This is a genomic window from Embleya sp. AB8, assembly GCF_049739465.1.
Lineage (GTDB): Bacteria > Actinomycetota > Actinomycetes > Streptomycetales > Streptomycetaceae > Embleya.
Window position 1 is genome coordinate 132261 of the sequence record NZ_JBMHHY010000029.1, and the last position, 21980, is coordinate 154240.

20 protein-coding genes and 1 pseudogene are annotated in these 21980 nt (G+C 70.6%); 14 read left to right on the top strand and 7 right to left on the bottom strand.

Annotation, left to right across the window (positions count from 1 at the left end; all coding sequences use genetic code 11):
* Positions 1-140 precede the first annotated feature (140 nt).
* The 10 genes from mce (at position 141) to ABIA38_RS35600 (ending at position 13949) form a co-directional block, all read left to right on the top strand.
* Positions 141-581, top strand: a complete 441-nt coding sequence (gene mce / locus ABIA38_RS35555) for a methylmalonyl-CoA epimerase (protein WP_424643092.1) — start codon at positions 141-143, stop codon at positions 579-581.
* A 236-nt stretch (positions 582-817) separates the two neighbouring features.
* Positions 818-2155, top strand: coding sequence for a crotonyl-CoA carboxylase/reductase (gene ccrA / locus ABIA38_RS35560; protein WP_424643072.1), 1338 nt, complete (start codon positions 818-820; stop codon positions 2153-2155).
* A 157-nt stretch (positions 2156-2312) separates the two neighbouring features.
* Positions 2313-6920 carry a hypothetical protein gene (locus tag ABIA38_RS35565; protein WP_424643073.1) on the top strand — a complete coding sequence of 1536 codons (4608 nt, stop codon included), beginning with the start codon at positions 2313-2315 and terminating at the stop codon, positions 6918-6920.
* Between the two features lie 109 nt (positions 6921-7029).
* Positions 7030-7971, top strand: a complete 942-nt coding sequence (locus ABIA38_RS35570) for a cellulose-binding protein (protein WP_020555437.1) — start codon at positions 7030-7032, stop codon at positions 7969-7971.
* A gap of 364 nt (positions 7972-8335) precedes the next feature.
* The gene (locus ABIA38_RS35575) at positions 8336-9436 is read left to right on the top strand and encodes an ABC transporter ATP-binding protein (RefSeq protein ID WP_424643074.1); all 1101 of its coding nucleotides are present in this window, start codon (positions 8336-8338) and stop codon (positions 9434-9436) included.
* 3 nt (positions 9437-9439) lie between these two features.
* Positions 9440-10351: an ABC transporter permease gene (locus ABIA38_RS35580; protein WP_424643075.1), complete on the top strand. Its 912-nt coding sequence runs from the start codon at positions 9440-9442 to the stop codon at positions 10349-10351.
* Positions 10352-10642: 291 nt separating this feature from the next.
* The gene (locus tag ABIA38_RS35585; RefSeq protein ID WP_424643076.1) at positions 10643-12469 is read left to right on the top strand and encodes a sensor histidine kinase; all 1827 of its coding nucleotides are present in this window, start codon (positions 10643-10645) and stop codon (positions 12467-12469) included.
* Positions 12466-12921: a roadblock/LC7 domain-containing protein gene (locus tag ABIA38_RS35590; RefSeq protein WP_424643077.1), complete on the top strand. Its 456-nt coding sequence runs from the start codon at positions 12466-12468 to the stop codon at positions 12919-12921. Before ABIA38_RS35585 ends, ABIA38_RS35590 begins: the two co-directional genes overlap by 4 nt.
* 73 nt (positions 12922-12994) lie before the next feature.
* Positions 12995-13315 carry a DUF742 domain-containing protein gene (locus ABIA38_RS35595; RefSeq protein ID WP_424643093.1) on the top strand — a complete coding sequence of 107 codons (321 nt, stop codon included), beginning with the start codon at positions 12995-12997 and terminating at the stop codon, positions 13313-13315.
* Between the two features lie 46 nt (positions 13316-13361).
* Positions 13362-13949: a GTP-binding protein gene (locus ABIA38_RS35600; RefSeq protein ID WP_424643094.1), complete on the top strand. Its 588-nt coding sequence runs from the start codon at positions 13362-13364 to the stop codon at positions 13947-13949.
* Between the two features lie 18 nt (positions 13950-13967).
* On the opposite strand, the gene ABIA38_RS35605 is transcribed toward ABIA38_RS35600, so the two are convergent.
* Positions 13968-14138 (bottom strand): hypothetical protein, encoded by a 171-nt coding sequence (locus ABIA38_RS35605; RefSeq protein ID WP_424643078.1) that lies wholly within the window; start codon positions 14136-14138, stop codon positions 13968-13970.
* A 19-nt stretch (positions 14139-14157) separates the two neighbouring features.
* Between ABIA38_RS35605 and ABIA38_RS35610 the strand changes: the two genes are divergently transcribed.
* A complete protein-coding gene (locus ABIA38_RS35610; RefSeq protein ID WP_424643079.1) occupies positions 14158-14595 on the top strand; it encodes an SAM-dependent methyltransferase in 438 nt (145 codons plus the stop codon).
* A gap of 39 nt (positions 14596-14634) precedes the next feature.
* Here ABIA38_RS35610 and ABIA38_RS35615 read toward each other — a convergent pair whose 3' ends face one another.
* Together ABIA38_RS35615 and ABIA38_RS35620 are read right to left on the bottom strand one after the other, a co-directional pair.
* On the bottom strand, positions 14635-15369 hold the full coding sequence (locus ABIA38_RS35615) for an IclR family transcriptional regulator (protein WP_424643080.1): 735 nt from the start codon (positions 15367-15369) through the stop codon (positions 14635-14637).
* Positions 15370-15522: 153 nt separating this feature from the next.
* Entirely contained in the window at positions 15523-17040 is a 1518-nt protein-coding gene (locus ABIA38_RS35620; RefSeq protein ID WP_424643095.1) for a flavin-containing monooxygenase, read from the bottom strand.
* A 206-nt stretch (positions 17041-17246) separates the two neighbouring features.
* On the opposite strand from ABIA38_RS35620, the gene ABIA38_RS35625 reads away from it, so the two are divergent.
* Both ABIA38_RS35625 and ABIA38_RS35630 read left to right on the top strand, forming a co-directional pair.
* Positions 17247-17816 carry a GNAT family N-acetyltransferase gene (locus ABIA38_RS35625; RefSeq protein WP_424643081.1) on the top strand — a complete coding sequence of 190 codons (570 nt, stop codon included), beginning with the start codon at positions 17247-17249 and terminating at the stop codon, positions 17814-17816.
* A gap of 11 nt (positions 17817-17827) precedes the next feature.
* Positions 17828-18695 (top strand): annotated as a pseudogene (locus tag ABIA38_RS35630) (transposase); the annotation flags it as partial.
* A gap of 43 nt (positions 18696-18738) precedes the next feature.
* Here the strand turns inward: ABIA38_RS35630 and ABIA38_RS35635 are convergent.
* Positions 18739-19551, bottom strand: a complete 813-nt coding sequence (locus tag ABIA38_RS35635; protein ID WP_424643082.1) for a hypothetical protein — start codon at positions 19549-19551, stop codon at positions 18739-18741.
* Between the two features lie 106 nt (positions 19552-19657).
* On the bottom strand, positions 19658-19936 hold the full coding sequence (locus ABIA38_RS35640; protein WP_424643083.1) for a hypothetical protein: 279 nt from the start codon (positions 19934-19936) through the stop codon (positions 19658-19660).
* Between the two features lie 376 nt (positions 19937-20312).
* Between ABIA38_RS35640 and ABIA38_RS35645 the strand changes: the two genes are divergently transcribed.
* On the top strand, positions 20313-20618 hold the full coding sequence (locus ABIA38_RS35645; protein WP_424643084.1) for a cupin domain-containing protein: 306 nt from the start codon (positions 20313-20315) through the stop codon (positions 20616-20618).
* Positions 20619-20946: 328 nt separating this feature from the next.
* Here ABIA38_RS35645 and ABIA38_RS35650 read toward each other — a convergent pair whose 3' ends face one another.
* Entirely contained in the window at positions 20947-21156 is a 210-nt protein-coding gene (locus ABIA38_RS35650) for a DUF397 domain-containing protein (RefSeq protein WP_424643085.1), read from the bottom strand.
* The gene (locus ABIA38_RS35655) at positions 21153-21899 is read right to left on the bottom strand and encodes a DUF5753 domain-containing protein (RefSeq protein WP_424643086.1); all 747 of its coding nucleotides are present in this window, start codon (positions 21897-21899) and stop codon (positions 21153-21155) included. The genes ABIA38_RS35650 and ABIA38_RS35655 overlap by 4 nt, the downstream gene beginning before the upstream one ends.
* Positions 21900-21980 lie beyond the last annotated feature (81 nt).

Here is a 21980-nt window from a genome sequence, read left to right on the forward strand (position 1 = left end):
GGCAGGGGGCTTCGATGTGACGGAACCCACCCTTTCCCCACGCCCATCGTGGGCAGACTCTCGCCCATAGTCTCGTGACGACGGACCGGGTATCTACCCGCAGGTAACCCGGGGTTTCTCGACGGCCTTTGGAGGCCATGGTGCTCACCCGTATCGATCACATCGGCATCGCCTGCCACAACCTCGACGAGACGGTCGACTTCTACACAACGACCTACGGCTTCGAGGTGTTCCACACCGAGGTCAACGAGGAACAGGGCGTCCGCGAGGCGATGCTCAAGATCAACGAGACCTCCGACGGCGGCGCGTCCTACCTGCAACTCCTGGAGCCGATCCGGGAGGACTCGGCGGTGGGCAAGTGGCTGGCCAAGAACGGCGAAGGGGTCCACCACATCGCCTTCGGCACCGCCGACGTGGACACCGACTCGGCCGCCATCCGAGACAAGGGCGTCCGGGTGCTGTACGACGAGCCGCGTCGTGGTTCGATGGGCTCGCGCATCACCTTCCTGCACCCCAAGGACTGCCACGGTGTGCTCACCGAACTGGTGACCTCGGCCGCCGACCCCGAAGCCGGACACTGAGCCGAACCCGCGCTCCGCACCCGACGTCGGCTCCGCGCCCGACCCCACGCGGCATCCCGCGCAGCGGACGGCCGGACGGCCGACCCCGAAGCTGACAGACCGTCAAGCGAGCGGTGGAGTTCGTGCGACTCCGCCCCTTGTCGGGTTTGTGCCGACCACCTAACGTTACCGGTGGGTAAGTTCAGCATTCCCTCATGTTGTCTCATGCTCCAACCGCCGACCCATGGAGGCCGACGATGAAGGAGATCCTCGACGCCATCCTCGCGGGGGACACCCCCAAGGAGGCGTACGCAGCGCTCCCCCTTCCCGACTCGTACCGCGCCGTCACCGTCCACAAGGACGAGGAGGCGATGTTCGAGGGTCTGGAATCGCGGGACAAGGATCCGCGTCAGTCGCTGCACGTCGAAGACGTGCCGCTGCCCGAACTCGGCCCCGGCGAAGCCCTCGTCGCCGTGATGGCCAGTGCGATCAACTACAACACCGTGTGGACCTCGATCTTCGAACCGGTCTCCACGTTCCGCTTCCTGGAGAAGTACGGCCGCAACTCCGAGCTGACCAAGCGGCACGACCTGCCCCACCACGTGGTCGGCTCCGACCTCGCCGGTGTCGTTCTGCGCACCGGCGCGGGCGTCAACGCCTGGAAGCCCGGGGACGAGGTGGTCGCCCACTGCCTGTCCGTCGAGTTGGAGAGCGCGGACGGCCACGCGGACACCATGCTCGACCCCGAGCAGCGGATCTGGGGCTTCGAGACCAACTTCGGCGGCCTCGCCCACATCGCCCTGGTCAAGAGCAACCAGCTGATGCCCAAGCCGGCACACCTGTCGTGGGAAGAGGCCGCCTCGCCGGGCCTGGTCAACTCGACGGCGTACCGCCAGCTGGTCTCGCGCAACGGCGCGGGCATGAAGCAGGGGGACAATGTCCTGATCTGGGGTGCCTCGGGCGGTCTGGGCTCCTACGCCACCCAGTTCGCGCTCGCCGGCGGCGCGACGCCGATCTGCGTGGTGTCCTCCGAGGACAAGGCCCGGCTGTGCCGGAACATGGGCGCCGAGCTGGTGATCGACCGCCGGGCCGAGGACTTCCGATTCTGGCGCGACGAGCACACCCAGGACCCGCGCGAGTGGAACCGGTTCGGCAAGCGGATCCGCGAACTCACCGGCGGCGAGGACGTGGACATCGTCTTCGAGCACCCGGGCCGGGAGACGTTCGGCGCGTCGGTCTACGTCACCCGCAAGGGCGGCACGATCGCCACGTGCGCGTCGACGTCGGGCTACATGCACGAGTACGACAACCGCTATCTGTGGATGAGCCTCAAGCGCATCGTCGGCTCGCACTTCGCCAACTACCGCGAGGCATGGGAGGCCAACCGGCTGGTGGCGAAGGGTAGGATTCACCCGACGTTGTCGCGCACCTACGCTCTGGAAGACACCGGCCAGGCGGCGCACGACGTCCACCGAAACCTGCACCAGGGCAAGGTGGGCGTACTGTGTCTGGCACCGGAGGAGGGCCTGGGGGTTCGGGACGTCGAGATGCGCGCGCGGCATATCGACGCCATCAACCGCTTTCGTAACGTCTGACGGCGGTCCCTGGATCTGAGACCATTCTCCCTGGTAGTCAATGCGGTACGGGCGGTTCCGGATGTACGAACGGGACTGTTTCGTCACCAACCGGTCGGCAACGGCCGATATGCAGTACTGAAACGTACGCGGCCAGGGGATGGAGTGGGACCCCACAGTGCGGGGCTACGACCGCTACCAAGTTGACGAGCACCTCGAACAGCTCGACGACGAGATCAAGCGGCTGAAGAAGGAGCGCGACGACACCGTCGCCCACGCGGAGGACCTCGGCTATCAGGTCGAGGTTCTCCGCGCGAAGCTGCATGACCTTCGCCGCCAACTCGCCACGCCCCGATTCGACAGCATCGGCGGCCAGGCCGAGCAGATGTTGCGCAACGCCCAGTTGCAGGCCGATCAGGTCCGCGCGGACGCCGAGCGCGAGCTGCAGGAGTCGCGCGCGACCACCCAGCGCCTCCTGCAGGAGGCCGCCGCCCGCTCCGCCCGGCTCGAGGCCGACTGGCAGGCCGAGGTCATGGAGCGCCGCCGGCGTCTGGACGAGGAGCTGACCCAGGCCCGGCAGGCCACCGAGGTCCGGGTCAACGAGAACGTCGCGTGGGCCGAGCAGTTGCGCGCGCAGGCCGAGGAACGCTCGCGCCAACTCCTGGACAACGCCCGCGCCGAGGCCGAGCGGATCGCCGCCGCCGCACGCGAACAGGCCGCCGGCACCGGCGAGAGCACCCGCGCCGAGGCCGAATCGTTGCTCTCGCGCGCCCAGGGCGACGCCGATCGGGTGATCGCCGAGGCCAAGGCCCGGGCGAGCGCGGCGGTGGACCAGTCCGAGCAGCTGCGCACCGAGACCCGCACCCGCGCGGAGAGCCTGGTCGGCGACGCCCGGGTGGAGGCCGCCCGGATCATCGGCGAGGCCCGCTCCGAGGCCGAACGGGTCACCGGCGAGGCCGGCGCCCGGGCCCAGGGCGCCTCGGAGAACACCGCGAAACTGCTCGAATCCGCCCAATTGGAGATCGAGCGGCTGCGCGCCGAGGCGGCCGGCGAGGCGGACCGCCGCCAGGCCGAGGCCCAGCGCCTGCTCCAGGGCGCCGAGGCGGAGGCGACCGAGAAGCTCGGCAAGGCGGCCGGCGACGCCGAGGCGTTCTTGACCAAGGCCCGCGCCGAGGCGGACAAGGTCACCGCCGAGGCCCGGGCCGGCGCCGAACGGCTGCGTGCCGAGGCGCTCACCGAGGCCGACCGGCTGCGCGACGAGGCCCGCGCCGAGGCCGAGGCGCTGCGCACGGACACCCGCGCCGAGTTGGACACCGCGCGTGAGGAAACCCTGGCCCGGGTCGACGAGTTGGAGGCCGGGGCACGCGCCGAGATCGAGCGCCGCCGGCAGGAGGTGGACCGACTCCGGGCCGAGGCCAAGGAGTTGCTCACCAACGCCGAGGCGGGCGCCGCGGAGCGCCTGGAGACCGCCGCCCGGGCGGCCGACGACCTGATGAGCAAGTCCCGCTCCGAGGCGGATCGGGTCCAGAGCGAAGCCCGCACCGAGGCCGACGAGTTGCGCGCCCGCGCACAGGCCGACGCGGAGGCGGTGGAGGTCCGCACCCGCGAGTCGAGCGATCGACTGGCCGGCGAGGCCCGTGACTACGCCGAACAGGTGCGGGCCAAGGCGGTGGAGAGCGCCGAGGAGCTGCTTGAGTCGGCCCGCGCCGAGTCCGGCAAGCTGCGCGAGAAGGCGGTCGCCGACACCCACCGGCTGCGCGAGATGACCACCCGTCAACAGGCGGAGGCCGGCGAGGAGTTGCAGCGCGCCCGGGACGAGGCGCAGACCCTGCGCAGCGAGGCCGCGAGCGCCGCCGAGCAACTGCGCGAGGAGTCCGCGGCACAGGCCGCGGAGCGGGTCGAGGCGGCCCGGGCCGAGGCCGAGCGGGTGCGTACCGAGGCGGCCGAGCACGCGGGCCGCGCGCACGCCGAGGCCGAGGAGCTGCTCGCCTCCGCCCGGGCGCAGGCCCAAAAGGCCGCCGCCGACGCGTCGCGCACGGCCGACGAGCTGATCCGCGGCGCCGAGCAGGCCGCGACCGAGTTGCGCGATCAGGCGGTGGCCCGGGCCGAGTCGATGCGGGTGGAGGCGGAGCGGCAGGCCGCCGAGCTGCGCACCCGTACCGAGGAACTGCGGGCCAGGGCCGAGCAGTCCGCCGCCGACGCCGAGGCCGCACTCGAACTGGCCCGGGCGGATGCCCAGGCCACCATGGAGCAGGCTCGGGCCGACGCCGGCGCCCGTACCCAGTCGGCCGCGGTCAAGGCCGACGAGTTGATCGGCAAGGCCCGCGAGGAGGCCGAGAAGATCCTGACCGACTCGCGCGAGGAGGCCGACGGGATGCGTTCGGCCGCCCGCCGGGACGCCACCTCGATGCGCGAGGAGGCCGAGACCGAGTCGCGCACGCTGCGCGAGGAGACCGAGGCGACCGCCCGTTCGGTGCGCGAGTCGGCGGAAAGCGCGGCGGCGGCGCTGCGTGCGGAGAGCACCGAGCAGGCCCGCACGCTGGTGGCCGGGGCCGAAGCGGACGCGACCCGGATGCGCACCGAGGCGGAGACCGCCGCGCAGGCGCTGCGGGAGAAGACCACCGAGACCGCACGTTCGGTGCTCGAACAGGCGGACGAGGAGGCCGAGCGGATGCGCACGGAGGCCGAGACGGCCGCCCGTACGCTGCACGACGAGACCACCGAGACCGCCCGTTCGGTGCTGGCGCAGGCCGATGCCGAGGCCGAGCGGATGCGCACCGAGGCCGAGGGCGCGGCGCACACCCTGCGGACCGAGACCGCCGCGACGGTACGGGCCGCGCTGGAGCAGGCCGAGCAGGACGCGGCGCGGTTGCGCGCGGAGGGCGAGGAGACCGCGCTCGGCATCCTGGAGCAGGCCGACGGCGAGGCCCGCACGCTGCGTCAGGAGGCCGCCGCCGCGCTGGCCGCGGCCAAGGCGGACGCGGACACGATGCGGGCGCAGGGCGAGACCGACGCGGACCGGGCCCGGTCCGAGGCACAGACCGCCGCCCGCGCGCTGCTCGAACGTGCCGAGCGGGACGCCGAACAGGTGCGCGCCGACGCCGAGTCCGCGGCCGGCACGCTGCGACGCGAGGCCGCCGAGGCACTGGCGGCGGCCCGTACCGAGGCGCAGCGGCTGCACACCGAGGCGACCACGACGCTGGCCTCGGCGAAGCAGGACTCGATCACCTTGCGCGACGAGGCCGCCGCGGCGCTCGCGGCGGCGACCGAGGAGGCCGAGCGGATGCGCAGCGAGGCCGAGACGGCCGCGCTGACCCAGCTGGAGCAGGCCGACGTGGACGCGGCGCGGTTGCGCGAGGAGGCCACGGCGGAGGCGACCCGACTGCGGACGCAGGGCGCTCAGGCGCTGGAGGAGGCCCGGGACGAGGCGGCCGAGCTGCGCGATCGGACCAAGGCGCGGGCGCGCGAGTTGTTGGAGAAGGCCGAGTCGCGCGGCAGCGATCTGCTGGAGAGCGCGACCACCCAGGCCCGACTGGCCAAGGAGGACGCGGCTCGCGCGGTCGCCGAGGCGCAGGCCGAGGCGGAGGCGGTGCGCGCCGCGGTGGTGGGCATCGAGGACGCCGCCCGGGAGGAGTCGGACCGGCTCACCGCGCTGGCCGAGCGCGACCTGAGCAAGGCCCGCGGCGACGCGGAGACCACGCTGGTGCGGGCGCGCGCGGAGGCGGACGCGACGGTCACCGCGGCGCGCAAGCACGCCGATCGCATGAAGTCCGACTCCGACCGCGAGGCGGAGCGCACCCGAACCGCCGGGCGGGAGGCGGCGAACAAGGAGCTGCGCGAGGCCGAGCAGGCCGCGACCGAACTGCGCGACCGGGCCCGGGCCGAGCTGGAGCAGGCCGGCAACGAGGCGGAAGAGCTGCTGATTCACGCCAAGGGCCGGGCCACCGAGATCGTCGGCACCGCCGAGCGCAAGGCCGAACTACGCGTGGCCGAGGCGAACGAAGCCGCCGACCGGCGGATCGCCGAGGCCGAGGCCGAGGACGAACGACTGCGCGCCGAGGCGACGGCGGTGATAGAGAAGGCGCGCAAGGACTCGGACGCGATGATCAGCGAGACCCGCCGGGACACCACCGCGACGCGCGAACGCTCCGACAAGGAGTCCGAGCAGGTCGTCGAACGCGCGCGCCGGCAGGCCGCGGAGGGCCTGAAGCAGGCGGGCAAGCGGGTGGACGATCTGGTCGCCGCCGCGGAGGAACAGGTGAGCGAGGCCCGGGTGGACGCCGAGAAGATGAAGGTGGCCGCGGCGGAGGAAGCCGAGCGGATTCGCGACAAGGCCGGTTCCGAGGCGGATAGGGTACGGATTGCCGCGGTGAAGAAGGCCGAGGCGTTGCTCTCGGAAGCCGAACAGCGCCTCGCCGACGCCCAGAAGGGCGCGGACGACCTGCGGGCGAAGGTGGCCGAACAGGTGGCCGCGGCCCAGCGGGAGGCGCAGGCGGTCCGGCGCAAGACCGCCGCGGATGCCGAGAAGGTGCTCGACGAGGCGCGGAAGGAGGCGGAGCGACTGCGCACCGAGGCGCGCAAGGACGCCGACCGTCATCGCGCCGACGGACAGCGCAAACTCGACGAGTTGAACCGCAGACGCAAGGACATCACCGCCGAGATGTCGCGCGTGCAGGGTGTGCTCGACGCGCTCGCCGCGCCCGCGGGGCTGGCCGCCGGCAAGGGCAACTCCTCGTCGGGCAAGGGCCCCGGGTCGAAGGGTGCCGGTTCGTCGTCATCCGATTGAGCGATGCCGGCCGGTTCTCATCTTCCGGTCGGGTCGATGCCCCGCCCGATTCGTGCCAGGATTCCACCCGTCACCTCATTCACCGCACCGGTCATACGACAGGAACCCCATGAGCGACACTAACTCTCCGCACGGCTTCGACATCGTCCGCCGAGGGTACGAGCGTTCGCAGGTTGACGATCGCATCACGAAGCTCGTCTCGGACCGTGACAGCGCGCTCGCGAGGATCTCGGCGCTGGAGAAGCGGATCGAGGAACTGCACCTCGAAAGCCAGAACGCGCAGGCCCAACTCGCCGACGCCGAACCGTCCTACGCGGGTCTCGGCGCCCGGGTGGAGAAGATCCTCCGCCTGGCCGAGGAGGAGGCGAAGGACCTGCGCGAGGAGGCCCGCCGCGCCGCCGATCAGCACCGCGAGTTGGCCGAGGCCGCGGCCCAGCAGGTGCGTTCCGACGCCGAGCAGTACGGCAAGGAGCGCAAGGCCAAGGCCGAGGACGAGGGTTCGCGGATCCTCGACAAGGCCAAGAGCGACGCCGCGCAGCTGCGTGGCGAGGCGGCCAAGGACGCGTCCGCCAAGCGCGAGGAGGCCGAGGCGCTCTTCGAGGAGACCCGGGCCAAGGCCGCCCAGGCCGCCGCGGACTTCGAGACCAACCTGGCCAAGCGTCGCGAGCAGTCCGAGCGGGACCTGGCGGCGCGTCAGGCCAAGGCCGAAAAGCGCCTGTCCGAGGTCGAGCACCGGGCCGAACAGCTGCGCCTGGAGGCCGAGAAGCTGCGTACCGACGCCGAGCGTCGGTCGCGGCAGACGATCGAGACGGCGCAGCGTCAGGCCGACGACATCGTCGCCGACGCGCGGGCCAAGGCGGACCGGATCCGCTCGGAGTCCGAGCGCGAGCTGGCCGCGCTGACCCACCGTCGCGACAGCATCAACGCGCAGCTGACCAACGTGCGCGAGATGCTGGCGACCCTCACCGGCGCGGCCGTCGCCGCCGCGGGTGTGAGCATCGATGACGACGACGACAAGATGCCGGGTGTGCCGGCGCAGCAGAGCCGCTGACGCTCCCCCGCGCTCCCTTGGCGGGGCAACGGCAGCGCCGGCGACGGTCGATTCTCGCGGCCGGGCGGCGAGCGGGTTCCATGAGGACCCGTCCGCCGCCCGGCCGCATTTTCGTCTCTCGGCGCCGATCCGATGCCGGCCATTCGGAAAATTCAGGGCAAATCCCGCATGCTCCGCCACGATCATCATCAATCATGTCAATCATCCTCAAGGATGACATTGTGAGAGTCGCCTCGAACTCGTGACCCAATGTGCACGCGACGCGCGACGGCCCTCCGCAGCAACGATTCGCCCCTAAGCTCGAAGGCGCAGTAGGCAACGACGTGGCTCGTCCACCGAATCCATCCTGGGAGTGCGGCAACAGATGATCGAAGCGAGAGGGCTCACCAAACGCTACGGAACCAAGCTGGCGGTGGATCAGCTGTCCTTCCACGTGCGTCCGGGCTCGGTGACCGGCTTCCTCGGCCCGAACGGGGCCGGCAAATCGACCACCATGCGGATGATCCTCGGGTTGGACGCACCGACCGGCGGCAACGTCACGGTCAACGGCCGCCCGTACGACCACGTCCAGGCCCCGCTGCGGGAGATGGGCGCGCTCCTGGACGCCAAGGCGATGCACGGCGGCCGGACCGCGTACAACCACCTGCTGTGCCTGGCGCAGAGCAACGGCATCCCCAACCGCCGGGTGGACGAGGTGCTCGGGATGGTCGGCCTGACCCAGGTCGCCAAGAAGCGCGCGAAGGGCTTCTCGCTCGGCATGGGCCAGCGGCTCGGCATCGCCTCGGCGCTGCTCGGCGACCCCGGCATCCTGATGTTCGACGAGCCGGTCAACGGGCTGGACCCCGAGGGCATCCTGTGGATCCGGAACCTGATGAAGCAGCTCGCTTCCGAGGGTCGCACCGTCTTCGTCTCCAGTCACCTGATGAGCGAGATGGAGGTGACCGCGGACCATCTGATCGTGATCGGTCAGGGCAAGCTGATCGCGGACACCTCGATGCGCGACTTCATCGAGACCAACTCGCAGTCCTTCACCGTGGTGCGCTCGCCGCAGGTGGACAGGCTGAACACGGTGCTCCAGGGCAAGGGCGCGACGGTCACCCCCGACCAGGCGGTGCCGGGCGCGTTCCGCGTGCACGAGCTGCCGCCGGCGGCGATCGGTGACCTCGCCGCCGAACACGGCATCGCCCTGCACGAGTTGTCGCCGCGCTTCGACTCGCTCGAAGAGGTCTACATGCGGATGACCCAGCACAGCGTGGAGTACCGCGCCGGGCTGCCGGGCGGCCCGCCGCCGGGTTGGGGTCCGCCCAGGATGGCACCGCCGCCCGGTTATCCGCAGCCCGGTGGTCCGCAGTTCGCCGGTCCGCCGCCCGGATATCCGCAGCAGGGCGCGCCCGGCGCGCCGTGGGGTGCGCCGGTCGGCGCCCCGTCCCCGTCCTACCCGCACGCCAACGGAAGCGAGGGCTGAGCGATGGCACAGAACACTCCGCCCCCCATGCCGCAGGGCCCGCCGCATGCGATGGCCGCCGCACACATGACCGCGCCGCAGCAGATGCAGCAGTTCCCGCCGCCCGCGCAGCAGGCCCCCCACCCGCCGGTGCCCGCGGCTCAGCTCGGTGGGCAAGTGGGCGGTGGCAACGCGGGCTTCGGCCGGGTGTTGCTGTCCGAGTGGACCAAGATCCGCACGGTCCGCTCGACCATGTGGACGCTGGCCGTGATCGTGCTGCTGATCGTGGGGCTGGGCATCCTGCTGGCCGGCACGGTCAACCCGAAGCCCAAAGACGACTACGTGAGCATCGCGCTGATCGGCGTGATCATCGCGCAGCTCGCCGCCGCGACGCTGGGCGTGCTGACCATCTCCGCCGAGTACACGACGGGGATGATCCGTACCACGTTGACCGCGTACCCGCGCCGCATCCAGGTGCTGGCCGCCAAGGGCGTGGTCTTCGCGGGCCTGATGTTCGTGGTCGGGCTGGTCACCATCGGTCTGACCGCCGTGCTCGGCAGGGCGATGCTCACCTCCCGGATCGGCGAACCCGAGATCGGCGCCCACCTGTTGCGCAGCGTCCTCGGCGGCTCGCTCTACCTCGCCGTGATCGGCCTGTTCGGCCTGGGCCTGGGCGTGCTGATCCGGCACTCGGCGGGCGCGATCACCGCGCTGATGGGCGCCATCCTGCTGCCGATGATCATCGGTCCGTTCCTGCCGCACTCGGTCGGCTCGAAGGTGATGGAATATTCGCCGATGTTCGCGCTGGCCAGGCTGATCGGTGAAAGCGACAAGGGCAGCGGGCCGGGTCCATGGCCGTCGCTCTTGCTGATCGCGTGCTACGCGGCGATCGCGCTGATCGCGGGTGGGATCCGGCTGCGTTCGCGCGACGTGTGACCGGCGCGTTCGGGCCGGCCGGCCCGGCCGCGTTCGGGCGGTTTGCCTGACTCTTCGTCAAAAGAATTGCCCCGTAGACCGAAAAGGTCTCGCCCGACAATCGTCGGGCGGGGCCTTTCGGCCGTTTTCGGGGTAACTCGCGTGACTTCCGAGGGCACCCGGTGAGAAGGTCCGACGATATGCTCACGTCTCATGTATGGGCAGGGGCATCCAGGAACACCCATCGCAGCGGACGCGGTTCCCGTACGCGTTCCCGCTCCCGTTCACCGGAGCCGGCGCTCGGGGGGCGGCGTGGCTGCGGGGCTCGGTTCCGCGGCGGCCGTCTTCGCGCTGGCGGGGATCACCACCGCCGTGGTGCTGCTCGGCGATTCCGACACGGTATGGGAATCGGTGCTCGCCGGCACCTTGCTCACCACCGCCGTCGCGCTGTCCTCGATCGCCGGGTGGTTGCGCCACCGGGTCTCCGAGCAGCGCATCGCCCGGCTGCGCGAGTTGACCGTGCGTCAGGCCGCGGAGGGCGCCCGGCTCGAGGCCGAACGGGCGCGTCTGGAGGCCGAACACGGCGAGCTCCTGCGCGGGCGCGCGGCGCTCGCCGACGAGGAGACGCTGATGCGCGGCCGGGTGCACGACGTGTTCGTGAACCTGTCGATGCGCACGCTGACCCTGGTCGAGCGGCAGCTGGACCTGATCGAGAAGCTCGAACACGGCGAGGACGAACCCCAGCGGCTGCAGGACCTGTTCCGGCTCGACCACCTGGCCACCCGGATGCGCCGCAACAGCGAGAACCTGCTCGTGCTCGCGGACGCGGACGAACGACGCGGCCGGCGCCCGCCGATCCCGCTGCTCGACGTGGTCCGCGCCGGCGTCTCCGAGATCGAGCGCTACGAGCGGATCGACGTCGGCCACGTGCCGCGCGCCGATGTGCTCGGGCGTACCGCCGACGACGTCGGCCACCTGCTCGCCGAACTCCTGGAGAACGCCGCCGCCTACTCGGCGCCCGAGTCCCGGGTGGAGATCGGCGGCTGGACGCTGGAGAACGGCGAGGTCGTGTTGTCCGTGAACGACAGCGGGATCGGCGTACCGGCGGACCGGCTCACCGAGTTGAACTCGCAGATCGAGCGGGACAGCGCCGAGGAGGAGGCCGCCAGTGGCGGCGGCCTGGGCGTGTTCGTGGTCGGCCGGCTGGCCCGCCGACACGGGATCAGGGTGCAGTTGCGGCCACGCCCGCAGGGTGGGCTCAGCGCGGTCGTGGTGATCCCGGCGACCGCGTTCCACGGCACCGGGCCCTCCCCCGCCGAGTTCTCCGCCGAGCGCGACCGCGAACAGGAGCGCGAGCGGGACCGGATGGCCGTCCCCGGGGCCGGCGCCGGCGCGCGGGCCATCCCGCCGGGCGCGGCACGGCTGGCGCTGCCGGCGGCGAGGTCGAACGGGGCCGGCCCGAGCGGTGCGGCCGGTGCGACCCGCGCGGCCGGGTCGGCCGGGCCGAGTGCGGCGCCGGCCGTCGCCGCGGCCCGGGCCACGCCGCTCGCGCCGCGTGGTCCGGTGGTGCCGCGCGAGGGCGCCGCGCCGCCCGCCAAGACGCCCAAGGGCCTGCCCAAGCGCACGCCGGCGGCCAACCCCGCGCCGACCCCGGACACCGCGGCGGCGAAACTGGTCGCCCCCGGCGAGCTGTTCGAGCCCACCAGGCCCGCCACCCCGGCCCCGGCCGAGGTTCCCCCGCCCGCCCGGCGGGCGAACCCGGCGAAGGCAGCGGCCCGAAAACCGCCCGCCCAGCCGAACCCGCCCGCGCAACCGCAGCCGGCCCGCGCCGCGGACGGCTCGGGGCCGGCCGTCTCGGCCGTCGGCCGCACCCGACGCGGCCTGCCCAAGCGCCTGGTGGCGGGCGACCTCAACGGCTCGCTGCGCACCCCGACCACTGCGGAGCCCGCCGCGGAGCCCGAAACCCGGCACACCGGGGCGCTCTCCGCCGCCGAGCTGCGCAAGCGGCTGACGGGCTTTCAGGAAGGGCTCCAGGCGGCCCGTCGGGAGGACGACCCGACCCCCCTGGTCGCGTCGTCCGACGAAGAACCCACCTTCCCGCCGGACGCGCGGGAGGAGACAGGAGGTGGAGACCGGTGACCGGGTCGAATGGCACCACGGCACGCGATGTCGACTGGCTGGTGGCCGGCCTCGCCGGGGACGTCCCGGGGGTCCGCGAGGTCGTCCTGGTCTCCTCCGACGGCCTGATGCTGGCCGGCGCGCGCGGCCCGGACGCGGCGGGCGCCGCGAGCGACGCGGAGGAGCAACTCGGCGCGATCGTCAGCGGCCTGGTGGCGCTGGCCGAGGGCACCTCGCGGGTGCTCGACATGGGCGCGGTACGCCAGGAGATCGTCACGATGGCCGAGGGCTACGTGGTGGCGATGTCCATCAGCGACGGCTCCTGCCTGGGTGTACACGCGGGCGCGTCCGCCGATCTGGGCGTGATCGCCTACCAGATGACCTCGTTCGTTCGGCGCGCCGGTCACGTCCTGACGCCGGCCCTGCGCGCACAGATGCACCAGGACCGTGGAGGTGGTCGCGTTGGCTCCTGACGGTGGATTTTCCGACTACGACGACGGGCGGGGATATTCGGCCCGACCCGAACCGGGCGGTCGCACCTCGCGGGTGCGGCCCTACACGCTGACCCGTGGACGCACCCGCTACGGCCACGTGCTGCTGGTGGAAACGCTGGTGACCACGCTGGACTGCCCGCAGGACGAGACCGGCGACATGCCGGAGGTGGCCCGGATCGTGCACCTGTGCCGAGGAGTTCGCTCGGTGGCCGAGGTGGCCGCGATCCTGCACATGCCGTTGGGCGTGGTCCGGGTGTTGATCAGCGACCTGGCCGCACAGGGCCGCATCAGCGTGTACCAGGCCGACCACGAGGCCGGCCGACCCGATCGCGCGCTGCTGGAGAGGGTGCTCGGTGGACTACGCAAGATTTGATCTGGGCGGACGCGGCGGCCTCGGCGACGAGGTGCCGGCCATCCCGATGCCCGCCGCGGGCGCCGCCGGTCGGCGGATCGGCGAGGGACCGCCGATCACCTCGACCAAGATCGTGGTCGCGGGCGGCTTCGGCGTCGGCAAGACCACGTTGGTCGCGGCGGTGTCGGAAATCCCGCCGCTGACCACCGAATCGGTCATGACGGTGATGAGCGAGGACCTCGACGACCTGTCCGGCCTGCCGGAGAAGCGCACCACCACGGTCGCGATGGACTTCGGCCGGATCAGCCTGGAGGACGACCTGGTCCTCTACCTGTTCGGCACCCCGGGGCAGAACCGGTTCTGGTTCATGTGGGACGACCTGGTGCGCGGCGCGGTGGGCGCGATCGTCCTGGTGGACACCCGGCGCCTCGAGGACAGCTTTCCGGCGGTGGACTACTTCGAGCGCTCCGGCATCCCGTTCGTGGTCGCGGTCAACCTCTTCGACGACGCGCCGCGCTATCCCGAGGAGGACCTGCGCGACGCGCTGTCGATCGGCCCGCGTACCCCGCTGACGGAATGCGACGCCCGAAATCGGGAAAGCGCGGTGCACGCGCTGACCGAACTGGTCGTGCACGCACTGGATCTGACGACGTAGAACACCGGAACGAGGCACTCACATGGAGTCGAAGTCGAAGTCGGAGTCGAGGTCGGCATCGGAGTCGGAGTCGGCATCGGAGTCGGCATCGGAGTCGGCATCGGAGTCGGCATCGGAGTCGGCATCGGAGTCGGCATCGAAGTCGGAGTCGGAGTCGGAGTCGGAGTCGGAGTCGCTCCAGGAGGTCACGCTGCGTGCGATCGGGCACGTGTCGGGCCCGCGCGTCGAACTCGTGGACGACCACTGGGGCGACGTGGCCTCGGTGATCCGGCTGGACGCCGAGCGGTTCGGCCCGGAGGCACTGGCCGGACTCGCCGAGTTCTCGCACCTGGAGGTGGTGTTCCACTTCCACCGGGTGCCGGAGGAGGCGATCGAGACCGGCGCCCGCCGGCCGCGCGGCAATCCGGACTGGCCGCTGGTGGGCATCTTCGCGCAGCGCGGCAAGAACCGGCCGAACCGGCTCGCCGTGTCCCGGTGTTCGCTCGAACGGGTGGACGGCCTGGACATCCACGTACGCGGCCTGGACGCGGTGGACGGCACACCGGTGCTCGACCTGAAGCCGTATCTGCGCGAGTTCGGCCCGCGCGGCGAACTCCGCCAACCGGCCTGGTCGGCGGAGCTGATGCGCGACTACTACGCGAATTGACACCGGTTCGGGCCGGCCGCCGGCCTCCCGGCGACGCACTCACGGCAGCGCGGCGGCGATCACCGCGCCGGTCCGGGTCAGCGCGGCGGCCAGCCTCGGCAGCGGATACGCGGCGCCGACCATGGCACACAGGACGGCGACGGGAGTATCGGCATCGACCCCCATGAGGGGGACCGCCCCGCACCGAACGCCGCTCGACACGTTCCCCCCGTGGTCGAACGCCACGCCCGCCGCACGGATCCGCGCCACCTCCGCAGCCGGCATCGCCGCGGCGCCGGGCGTGCCGGCCGACGTCCACGCCCGCAGGACCTTGCCCGCCGCGGTGAATCGCGGCCACGCCATGCCCGGTTCCATGGGTGCGCGTCCGGCCGATTCGCCCGGGACCGCGCCCACCACGACCACCTGACCGTATGCCGGAATGCCCACGCCCACCGACGCACCCGTGGTCCGGGCCAGGCGCAACATCGGGCCCTGGGCCGCCCGCAACAGCGTCGGATCCGGCTGCCATGCCTGCCCCAGCCGGAAGACGACCGGTCCTATCCGGTAGCGGTCGCCTCTCTTCTCCACGGCGCCGAACGCGGTCAATTGCCCCAGCAGCCGATGCACCGTCGCCTTGGGCAGGTCGGCGGCCTCCGACAACCGCGTCAGTCCCACCTCCCCCACTTCCGCCAGCACGTCGAGCAGCGCGAACGCCCCCTCCAAGACCCCTCGCCCACCCACCGTCCCGGCGCCCGACTCCCCATGCCTGCCTACGGAGCGCGATAAGTCAGTCACAGATGCAACGCTAAGGCCGGCACTCCTCACGCACACGGCTGTCTGCCGCCGGCACCCGGTCCGGCCCGGAACCCGAATGCGCCACCGCACCGCCGACCCGCTCCGATGGCGGCACCGGAGCGAACGAGCCGACCGCACACCCGGGGGGCCGAGTCAGGCCAACCAGGTCGCCAACCGGTACCGGTACGTGTGCGACGGCCAGTTCGTGGTCACCCTGCCGTTCGCGTCCTTGTACCAGCTCGTACAGTTCGCCTCCAGCGCCGTGCCCGCCAGGTTCGCGCGCAACTCCCGCTGGTCGGCCTCGAATTCCGCCTCGGTCACCTCGTGGACCCGCTCGCCGCGCAACTTCCGCACCACGTAGGCGACCTGACTCTCGATCATGTAGACGATCGAGTTGTGGCCCAGGTTGGTGCCGGGCCCGTAGAGCAGGAACAGGTTCGGGAAACGCGGCACGGTCATGCCGAGATGGGCCGCGGCGCCATCGCGCCACACGTCGTGCAGTCGTACGCCGGCCCGCCCGGTGATCTCCATCGGACGCAGGAACTCCGTGGCCAGGAAGCCGGTTCCGTGGATCAGCGTGTCCACGGCGTAGTCGCGTACGGCGGTGCGCGGGCCGGTCGGGAGCACCTCGGTGATCAGGTCGGTGACCAGTTCGACGTGGTCCCGGGTCAGCGTCGGATAGAAGTCGGACGAGATCAGGATCCGCTTGCAGCCGATCGGGAAGTCGGGCGTCAACCGCTCGCGCAGCCGCGGCTCGGCGACCTGATCGGCCAGGTGCCGACGCGCCATCGTCTCCACCAGCTTGGCCCCGGGGTCACCGTGCACGGCCCAGTAGACCGCAGTCTCCCCACGCAGGTAGGTCGCCCCGCGCGCGGCCAGCCGCGCCGCCGGGATCCGGAACACCCGCCGTGCGGTGGGTCCGTAGGCCCGATCCGACTTCGGGACCAGCCAGTTCGCCGAGCGCTGGAACACGTACAACCTCCGCACCCGCTCGGCGATCCGCGGCACGAGCTGCACGGCGCTGGGCCCGGTACCGATCACCGCGACCGTGCGGCCGGTCAGGTCGTGGTCGTGCCGCCAGCGCGAGGAGTGGAACGCGGTGCCGGCGAACGAATCCAGGCCGGGCAGGTCCGGGTAGCGCGGGCGGTTGAGCTGGCCGACGGCGGACACCAGCGCGCGGGCGGTACGCGGCCCGCGCGAGGTCTCCAGGTGCCAGGCGGAGGTCCCCTCGTCCCACCCGGCCGAGCGCACCTCGACACCCAGCTCGATCCGCCCGTCGATCCCGAACTCCCGTGCGCAGTCGTGCAGATAGCGCAATATCTCGTGCTGCTCGGGAAACACCCGCGACCAGTCGTCGCGTTGGGCGAACGAATACGAGTAGAGCACCGAAGGGATATCGCACCCCGCCCCCGGATAGGTGTTGTCCCGCCACACTCCACCCAGTTCGTCGGCCTTCTCATACACCGTGAAGTCGTCGATGCCACCCTGCCGCAGCCGAATCGCCATACAGATCCCGGCAAACCCGGCCCCAATGATCGCGACGCCCACCATCGTGAACCCCCTTGCGGTCAGCACCGATACGCCTGGACGCCGCCGAACACCCTTACCAAGCAAGGCAAATAACCCGCCCGACGAACTGCCCCGAACCGCACTTTCGCCGGCACCTCCCATGGTGGCCGGGTCGACGACGTCGCGTACATAGCCACGAACCGGTGGTCCCAACACGGCTGTCGGTGATCTCCGCGAGCTGTCCGTACCCACGGCCCCGACGTGGGACGTTCACCTGCTGCCTCACGCAGCGGGAGTCGGGCACCGACCTCCCGGGCGGCGGTGGTACCCCGTTGCGAAGAGCCGTGCTGCGAACGATCATGGTCGTCATGGCACGACCGAGGCGGATCATCGACTGCGGGGACTTCGTCCTGCGAAGCTGGCGGGGGCAGCGCGACTTCGCTTCGGCGTTCAAGTTGATCGAGGAGTCTCTGGACCACCTGCGCCCCTGGGAGCCGTGGGTCGACGGTCACAGCGAGGAACACACCCGAGACCTCCTCGCGAGGTTCGAGTCGAAGTGGGCAGCCGGTGAGGTGTACAACTACGCCATCGCCAAAGCCGACACTCCCATCGGCATGTGCCAGGCCGCGCTCGGACCCGAACCTCAGGGCCGGCGCATCGGCTACTGGCTGCACCCGGCCGCCACCGGCCAGGGCATCGCCACGAGAGCGACGGCGGCCCTGATCGCCGAGATGTTCACGCTGCCGGACGTCGACTACCTGGAAATCGCGCACGACCTGGCCAACGCCTCCAGCGCCGCCATACCGCGCCGGTTGGGCTTCACCGAAATCCGACGCGAACCGGCAATGCCGCCCGTAGCCCCCTCCGGTGAGGGGATCGAGGCAATCTGGCGCCTGAACCGCCCCACACCACCCGCCGACGACACGGGCAACGCCTGAACATCCGACCGGACATCCTGGTCGTCTTCGACGCCGGCTACGACGCCCCGCGCCTGGCCCACCTGCTCCAGGGCCTGCCGGTGGAGGTGCTGGGCCGGCTGCGGTCGGACCGGGTGATGCGCAAACCCGTGCCCAGTCCGTGGATCTCACCGCCCAGGGCGGACATCCGCCCAAGCACGGCAAGGAGTTCCGGTCCGCGAAACCCGAGACCTGGGGCGAGCCGGACGTGGCCACCACACAGGTCACCGACCGCTACGGCACCGCCTCCGTGATGGCGCGGGACCGCATCCACCCGCAGCTCACCACCCGCTCCGCGTGGATCGACCACGACGGCGAACTCCCCCTCCTGGAGGGGACGTTGAGTTGATCCGCCTGGAAGCCGACCGACTGCCGGCCGGTGGAGAGCTGCTGCCGGTCCGGCCGTGGTCCTCGGCCACCGGCAGGTCCGGTGCCGAAGTGGACGTGCGCCGGCAGGCGTTCCTGCGAAGGTTCGACCTGGAGCACACGTTCCGCATGATCCAGCAGACACTCGGCTGGACCCGCCCGAAGGTCCGCACCCCCGAGGCGGCCGATCGCCGGACGTGGCTGGTCATCACCGCCCACACCCGGCTCGGGCTCATCCGTCCGACCGCCGAAGACCTCCACCGGCCCCGGAAGAGGCCCGTCGAACCGAACAGGCTCACTCCGGCCCGAGTCCGCCGGGGGTTCAGGAACCTCCGCCCAGCCTTGGCTTGCCCGGCCCGTGCGCCCAAACCCACCAAACCGGGCCCCGGCCGGCCGCTCGGCTCCAGGAACAAGCGACCCGCCACCCGCTGCGACGTGGGCAAAACCGTCCGACGCCCCGAGACCGCCATCGAACGCGGCCGAGCCGGACCTTGAGAAGGTCGGTGGGATCGTCCGAGTCCGTCTTCAACCCCGGTGGTCAGGTCGCGGCGGGGATGTGGCGCGTCGCGGTGAGTTCGGCCATCGTTCGAAGTCTCGTGAAGTAGGAGGCGCAGTACTCCTCGTTGATCACGGGCGCGACCTTGTCGAGGTCGGCGATGCACGCCCAGAGGATGGCAATGCCATTGTCGTCGAGTCCGCCGTTCGACAACTCTCTCTGGACGAGGCCGGCAACGTCGGCGTCCAGGAGGATGAAGTCGACGCCCTCGACGTCCACGCCGCGGAAGCTTGCCGGAAACGGTGCGTGCAGGTGTTCCTCCCACAACCGGGCGAGTCGGTTCTCGGGCTGTGCTCCGCTCATGTCGCCGGCTGTCGCTTCCGCCGCCGCAGCGGGTGAACGAAGGAGCAGGGCAACAGCATCGAAGACAGCACGCACCAGGTGGACGGCCCTGGCCGGACTGAGGTCGGCACTGACCACGCCTTGCATGAGTTTGTCGCGCAGCAGTCGGCTGCGGTCGAGCTCCTTGGCGAGTTCGGCAGCGATGAGATCTGCGTCGGTGGCCTGCTTGATCAGATCCTGGAGCGGTTTGTCGACGGCCAACCGCTCGGCCAGGACGCACTCCAGGGCACACAAGGAATGCACGACGGCGACGGTGGCGAACTCGTACCGATAGTACGAGTGCCTGATGAGTTCGCGGGAGGTTTCCAAGGCGCTCATGACGTACATGGACGCGCATCCGGGCAGAACCAGGTCGGCAACCAGGTCGTGCATACCCGCATAGTCGAGAACGACATCACAGGCGCGCGGGTCCGGCAGCGGGAGCGGGCCGGGTATCGACGGAAGGCTGTTCACCGGTGCAGTCTCGTCGTCCGAAGCTGTTGGTGCCATCGGATTTGCTCGGGTAACGCGTGGCGACCCGCTGCCGGATGCCTGGTCCAGTCCGACCTTGGGAACAAGCTCAAGACCTGGCCCTGTAGGGGTTGGCGGCTTGCTTCACCCGTCGAAGCCGCCGCCACAGCGGATCGTGGAACGCGTAGAGCGCCGGACGCGAACGGGCCAACCGGTGCACGACGGCCAACGCCGCTGACATGTCGTCGAGTTCGTCCGTTCCGCTCGTGTCCTCGCCCGCCTCCGGCTGCTGCTCGGCAGGGAACCAGCCCAAGACGAACAACTCCAGCGCCCGGATCGGATCCGTCTCAACGTCCGCAACCCACTCAACCCCAGGCAGCCGCAGCATGCAACGACCCTATCCAGGTCACGACATGGCCAACATCTCCAGCACCGTCATCCCGCGCCGTCGGCACCGAGCCACCTCCCCCGACGTGGTGTCCCGAACCCCGATCACCGCCCCCGCCAACGCGGCTTCGATGCACGCGTTGCCCTCCGTGGAGTGGCGGGACCACGCCGGACTCGATCGGCGTCGGCCGGAGACGAGGGCGTTCGCTGCCGCAAGTGGTTCGCCTCGCAACCTTCACCCGGTCGTCGACTGAGCGCAGAGGCTTTGCCGAACGGTCGATCACTTGTTGTCGCCGGTCAAGTAGCTTCCAAGCATCCATTGACCGCAACGCGGACTTCTCCCGGCATGACCGGAGGGGCCCGCTGGGAGGCATGTCATGAGTGTCGTCGACCTGTTCCGGACCGCCGCCGCGCTGCCGGACGCGTGGAACTCTCGTCTGCTGGGAGAGGTGGGAACGGCCTGCATAAAGGTGCTACGCATGGACGAGCTGCCGGTGGCAGAGGAGACGCATTGCACCGTCGAGGTGTTGCTGGTGCTCGATGGCCGGCTGGAATTGAGCATCGAAGACGCCCAGGTGACGGTGGGGTCGGGTGAGATGTACGTCGTCGAGGCGGGCACTCGGCACGCCGTTCGTGCGGGAAGCCAAGGAACTCTGCTGATCGTAGAAGTCCGCGAGGTGTGAGGGCAGTTCGGGCGACCAGAACAGAGTGCTCGGGTCCGCGTACAGACCGGCGCATCGGGTGCGAAACCCGTCTTGGGCGCGGTGCGAGCGTTGCGCCGGCAGGTGTAGTCGGCAATCACGCCGTTCCGATCTTGCGGTCCATCATTCGCGAACGGATGTGCCGGACCGCTGCCGGCAGCGAACTCCCCGACGCCGAGGGCGTTTCGCTACCGGCAACCGGACAGATCAGGCAATCGTGAGCGCCGGGTCGGCGCATTCCGTCCTGGCACGTCGTAGGTCGGCACCGAGCCGGCCGCCGGCTTGTCGTGCGGCAGAGCCATACATCCAGTCAGACAACCTTCAACGCGCGTGTCAACGCGTTCCAGGCCCGGGGACCGTATGCCTGCACGGGGCTGTCTGCCAACTTGCTGTCGCGTACCCCGATCCTCGAAGCCATCGGTGCAGTTTCGACACAGGCGTTCCCCTCGCCCGAGTAGGTGGACTTGCGCCACACCGGAGAGGTAAGTGCCGCGGCAATGCGGTGGTTCTGGTCGCTCACTTCGTCTCTTTCATTCGGCTGGAGAGGAGCGCTTCCGCCGCCCCTGATGTCAGCGCCACTTCGGTCAATTTGCCGAAGATGCGGCGGGCACGCCTGGCATCCCTGGGATCCTCACGGAGCAGCGTCGCACCCACCACGTCGAAGAACGTCACATCCGGGTCATCGTCCGGAAACTCCAGCACAGTAATGCCGTTGGAGATCGTGAGCATGGCGCAGGCCGTGTTCGGAATGATGTGCAGGTTGACGTTCGGACGTCCCATCGCCTCGCGCAGGTAGGCGAGTTGCCCATGGAGCACCGCTCGTCCGCCGAGTTGGATGTGTAGCGCTGCTTCGTGCACGAAGCCTTCCACAACCAACGGCTCCGGGCCATCGAGGAGCTTCTGCCGCTGCATGCGGACGTCGACGAGGTCGTCGATCTGCATCTCCCCGAACCCGAAGTAGCCACCGGTGTGCATGGCTCGGGCGTAGTCCCGCGTCTGCAACAGCCCTGGGATACCGAGCGGCAGGTAGTCGAAGTAACGAACCGCTTCATTCTCCCAGGCGATGTACTCGGTGTAGCTGGCGCTCAGGACGTCACCGTAGTGCGTCCACCAGTTCTTGGACCGAGGCTGCCCATCTCGCGCGTACTGCTCAAGCTGACGACGGTCCTCGGCGCCGATCTCATAGATCGCGCACAGGAGTTCGAGATCAGCCGCCGAGGCTTCGGCGTGACCGTTCTCGATCCGACTCAGAAGTGGTCTCATTTGGCGTATCGCCGGTAGCAGATGAGTGCGGAGGCGATGCTGACGAACGCACCGAAGTGAGAGGCCTTGACCTCGTATCGG

Excerpts from the sequence above, each read along its gene's own strand:
- ccrA (WP_424643072.1), top strand. The coding sequence starts at position 818 with ATGAAGGAGATCCTCGACGCCATCCTCGCGGGGGACACCCCCAAGGAG.
- ABIA38_RS35625 (WP_424643081.1), top strand. The coding sequence starts at position 17,247 with ATGGCACGACCGAGGCGGATCATCGACTGCGGGGACTTCGTCCTGCGA.
- ABIA38_RS35600 (WP_424643094.1), top strand. The coding sequence starts at position 13,362 with ATGCCCGCCGCGGGCGCCGCCGGTCGGCGGATCGGCGAGGGACCGCCG.
- ABIA38_RS35570 (WP_020555437.1), top strand. The coding sequence starts at position 7,030 with ATGAGCGACACTAACTCTCCGCACGGCTTCGACATCGTCCGCCGAGGG.
- ABIA38_RS35645 (WP_424643084.1), top strand. The coding sequence starts at position 20,313 with ATGAGTGTCGTCGACCTGTTCCGGACCGCCGCCGCGCTGCCGGACGCG.
- ABIA38_RS35640 (WP_424643083.1), bottom strand. The coding sequence starts at position 19,936 with ATGCTGCGGCTGCCTGGGGTTGAGTGGGTTGCGGACGTTGAGACGGAT.
- ABIA38_RS35575 (WP_424643074.1), top strand. The coding sequence starts at position 8,336 with ATGATCGAAGCGAGAGGGCTCACCAAACGCTACGGAACCAAGCTGGCG.
- ABIA38_RS35580 (WP_424643075.1), top strand. The coding sequence starts at position 9,440 with ATGGCACAGAACACTCCGCCCCCCATGCCGCAGGGCCCGCCGCATGCG.
- ABIA38_RS35655 (WP_424643086.1), bottom strand. The coding sequence starts at position 21,899 with ATGAGACCACTTCTGAGTCGGATCGAGAACGGTCACGCCGAAGCCTCG.
- ABIA38_RS35620 (WP_424643095.1), bottom strand. The coding sequence starts at position 17,040 with ATGGGAGGTGCCGGCGAAAGTGCGGTTCGGGGCAGTTCGTCGGGCGGG.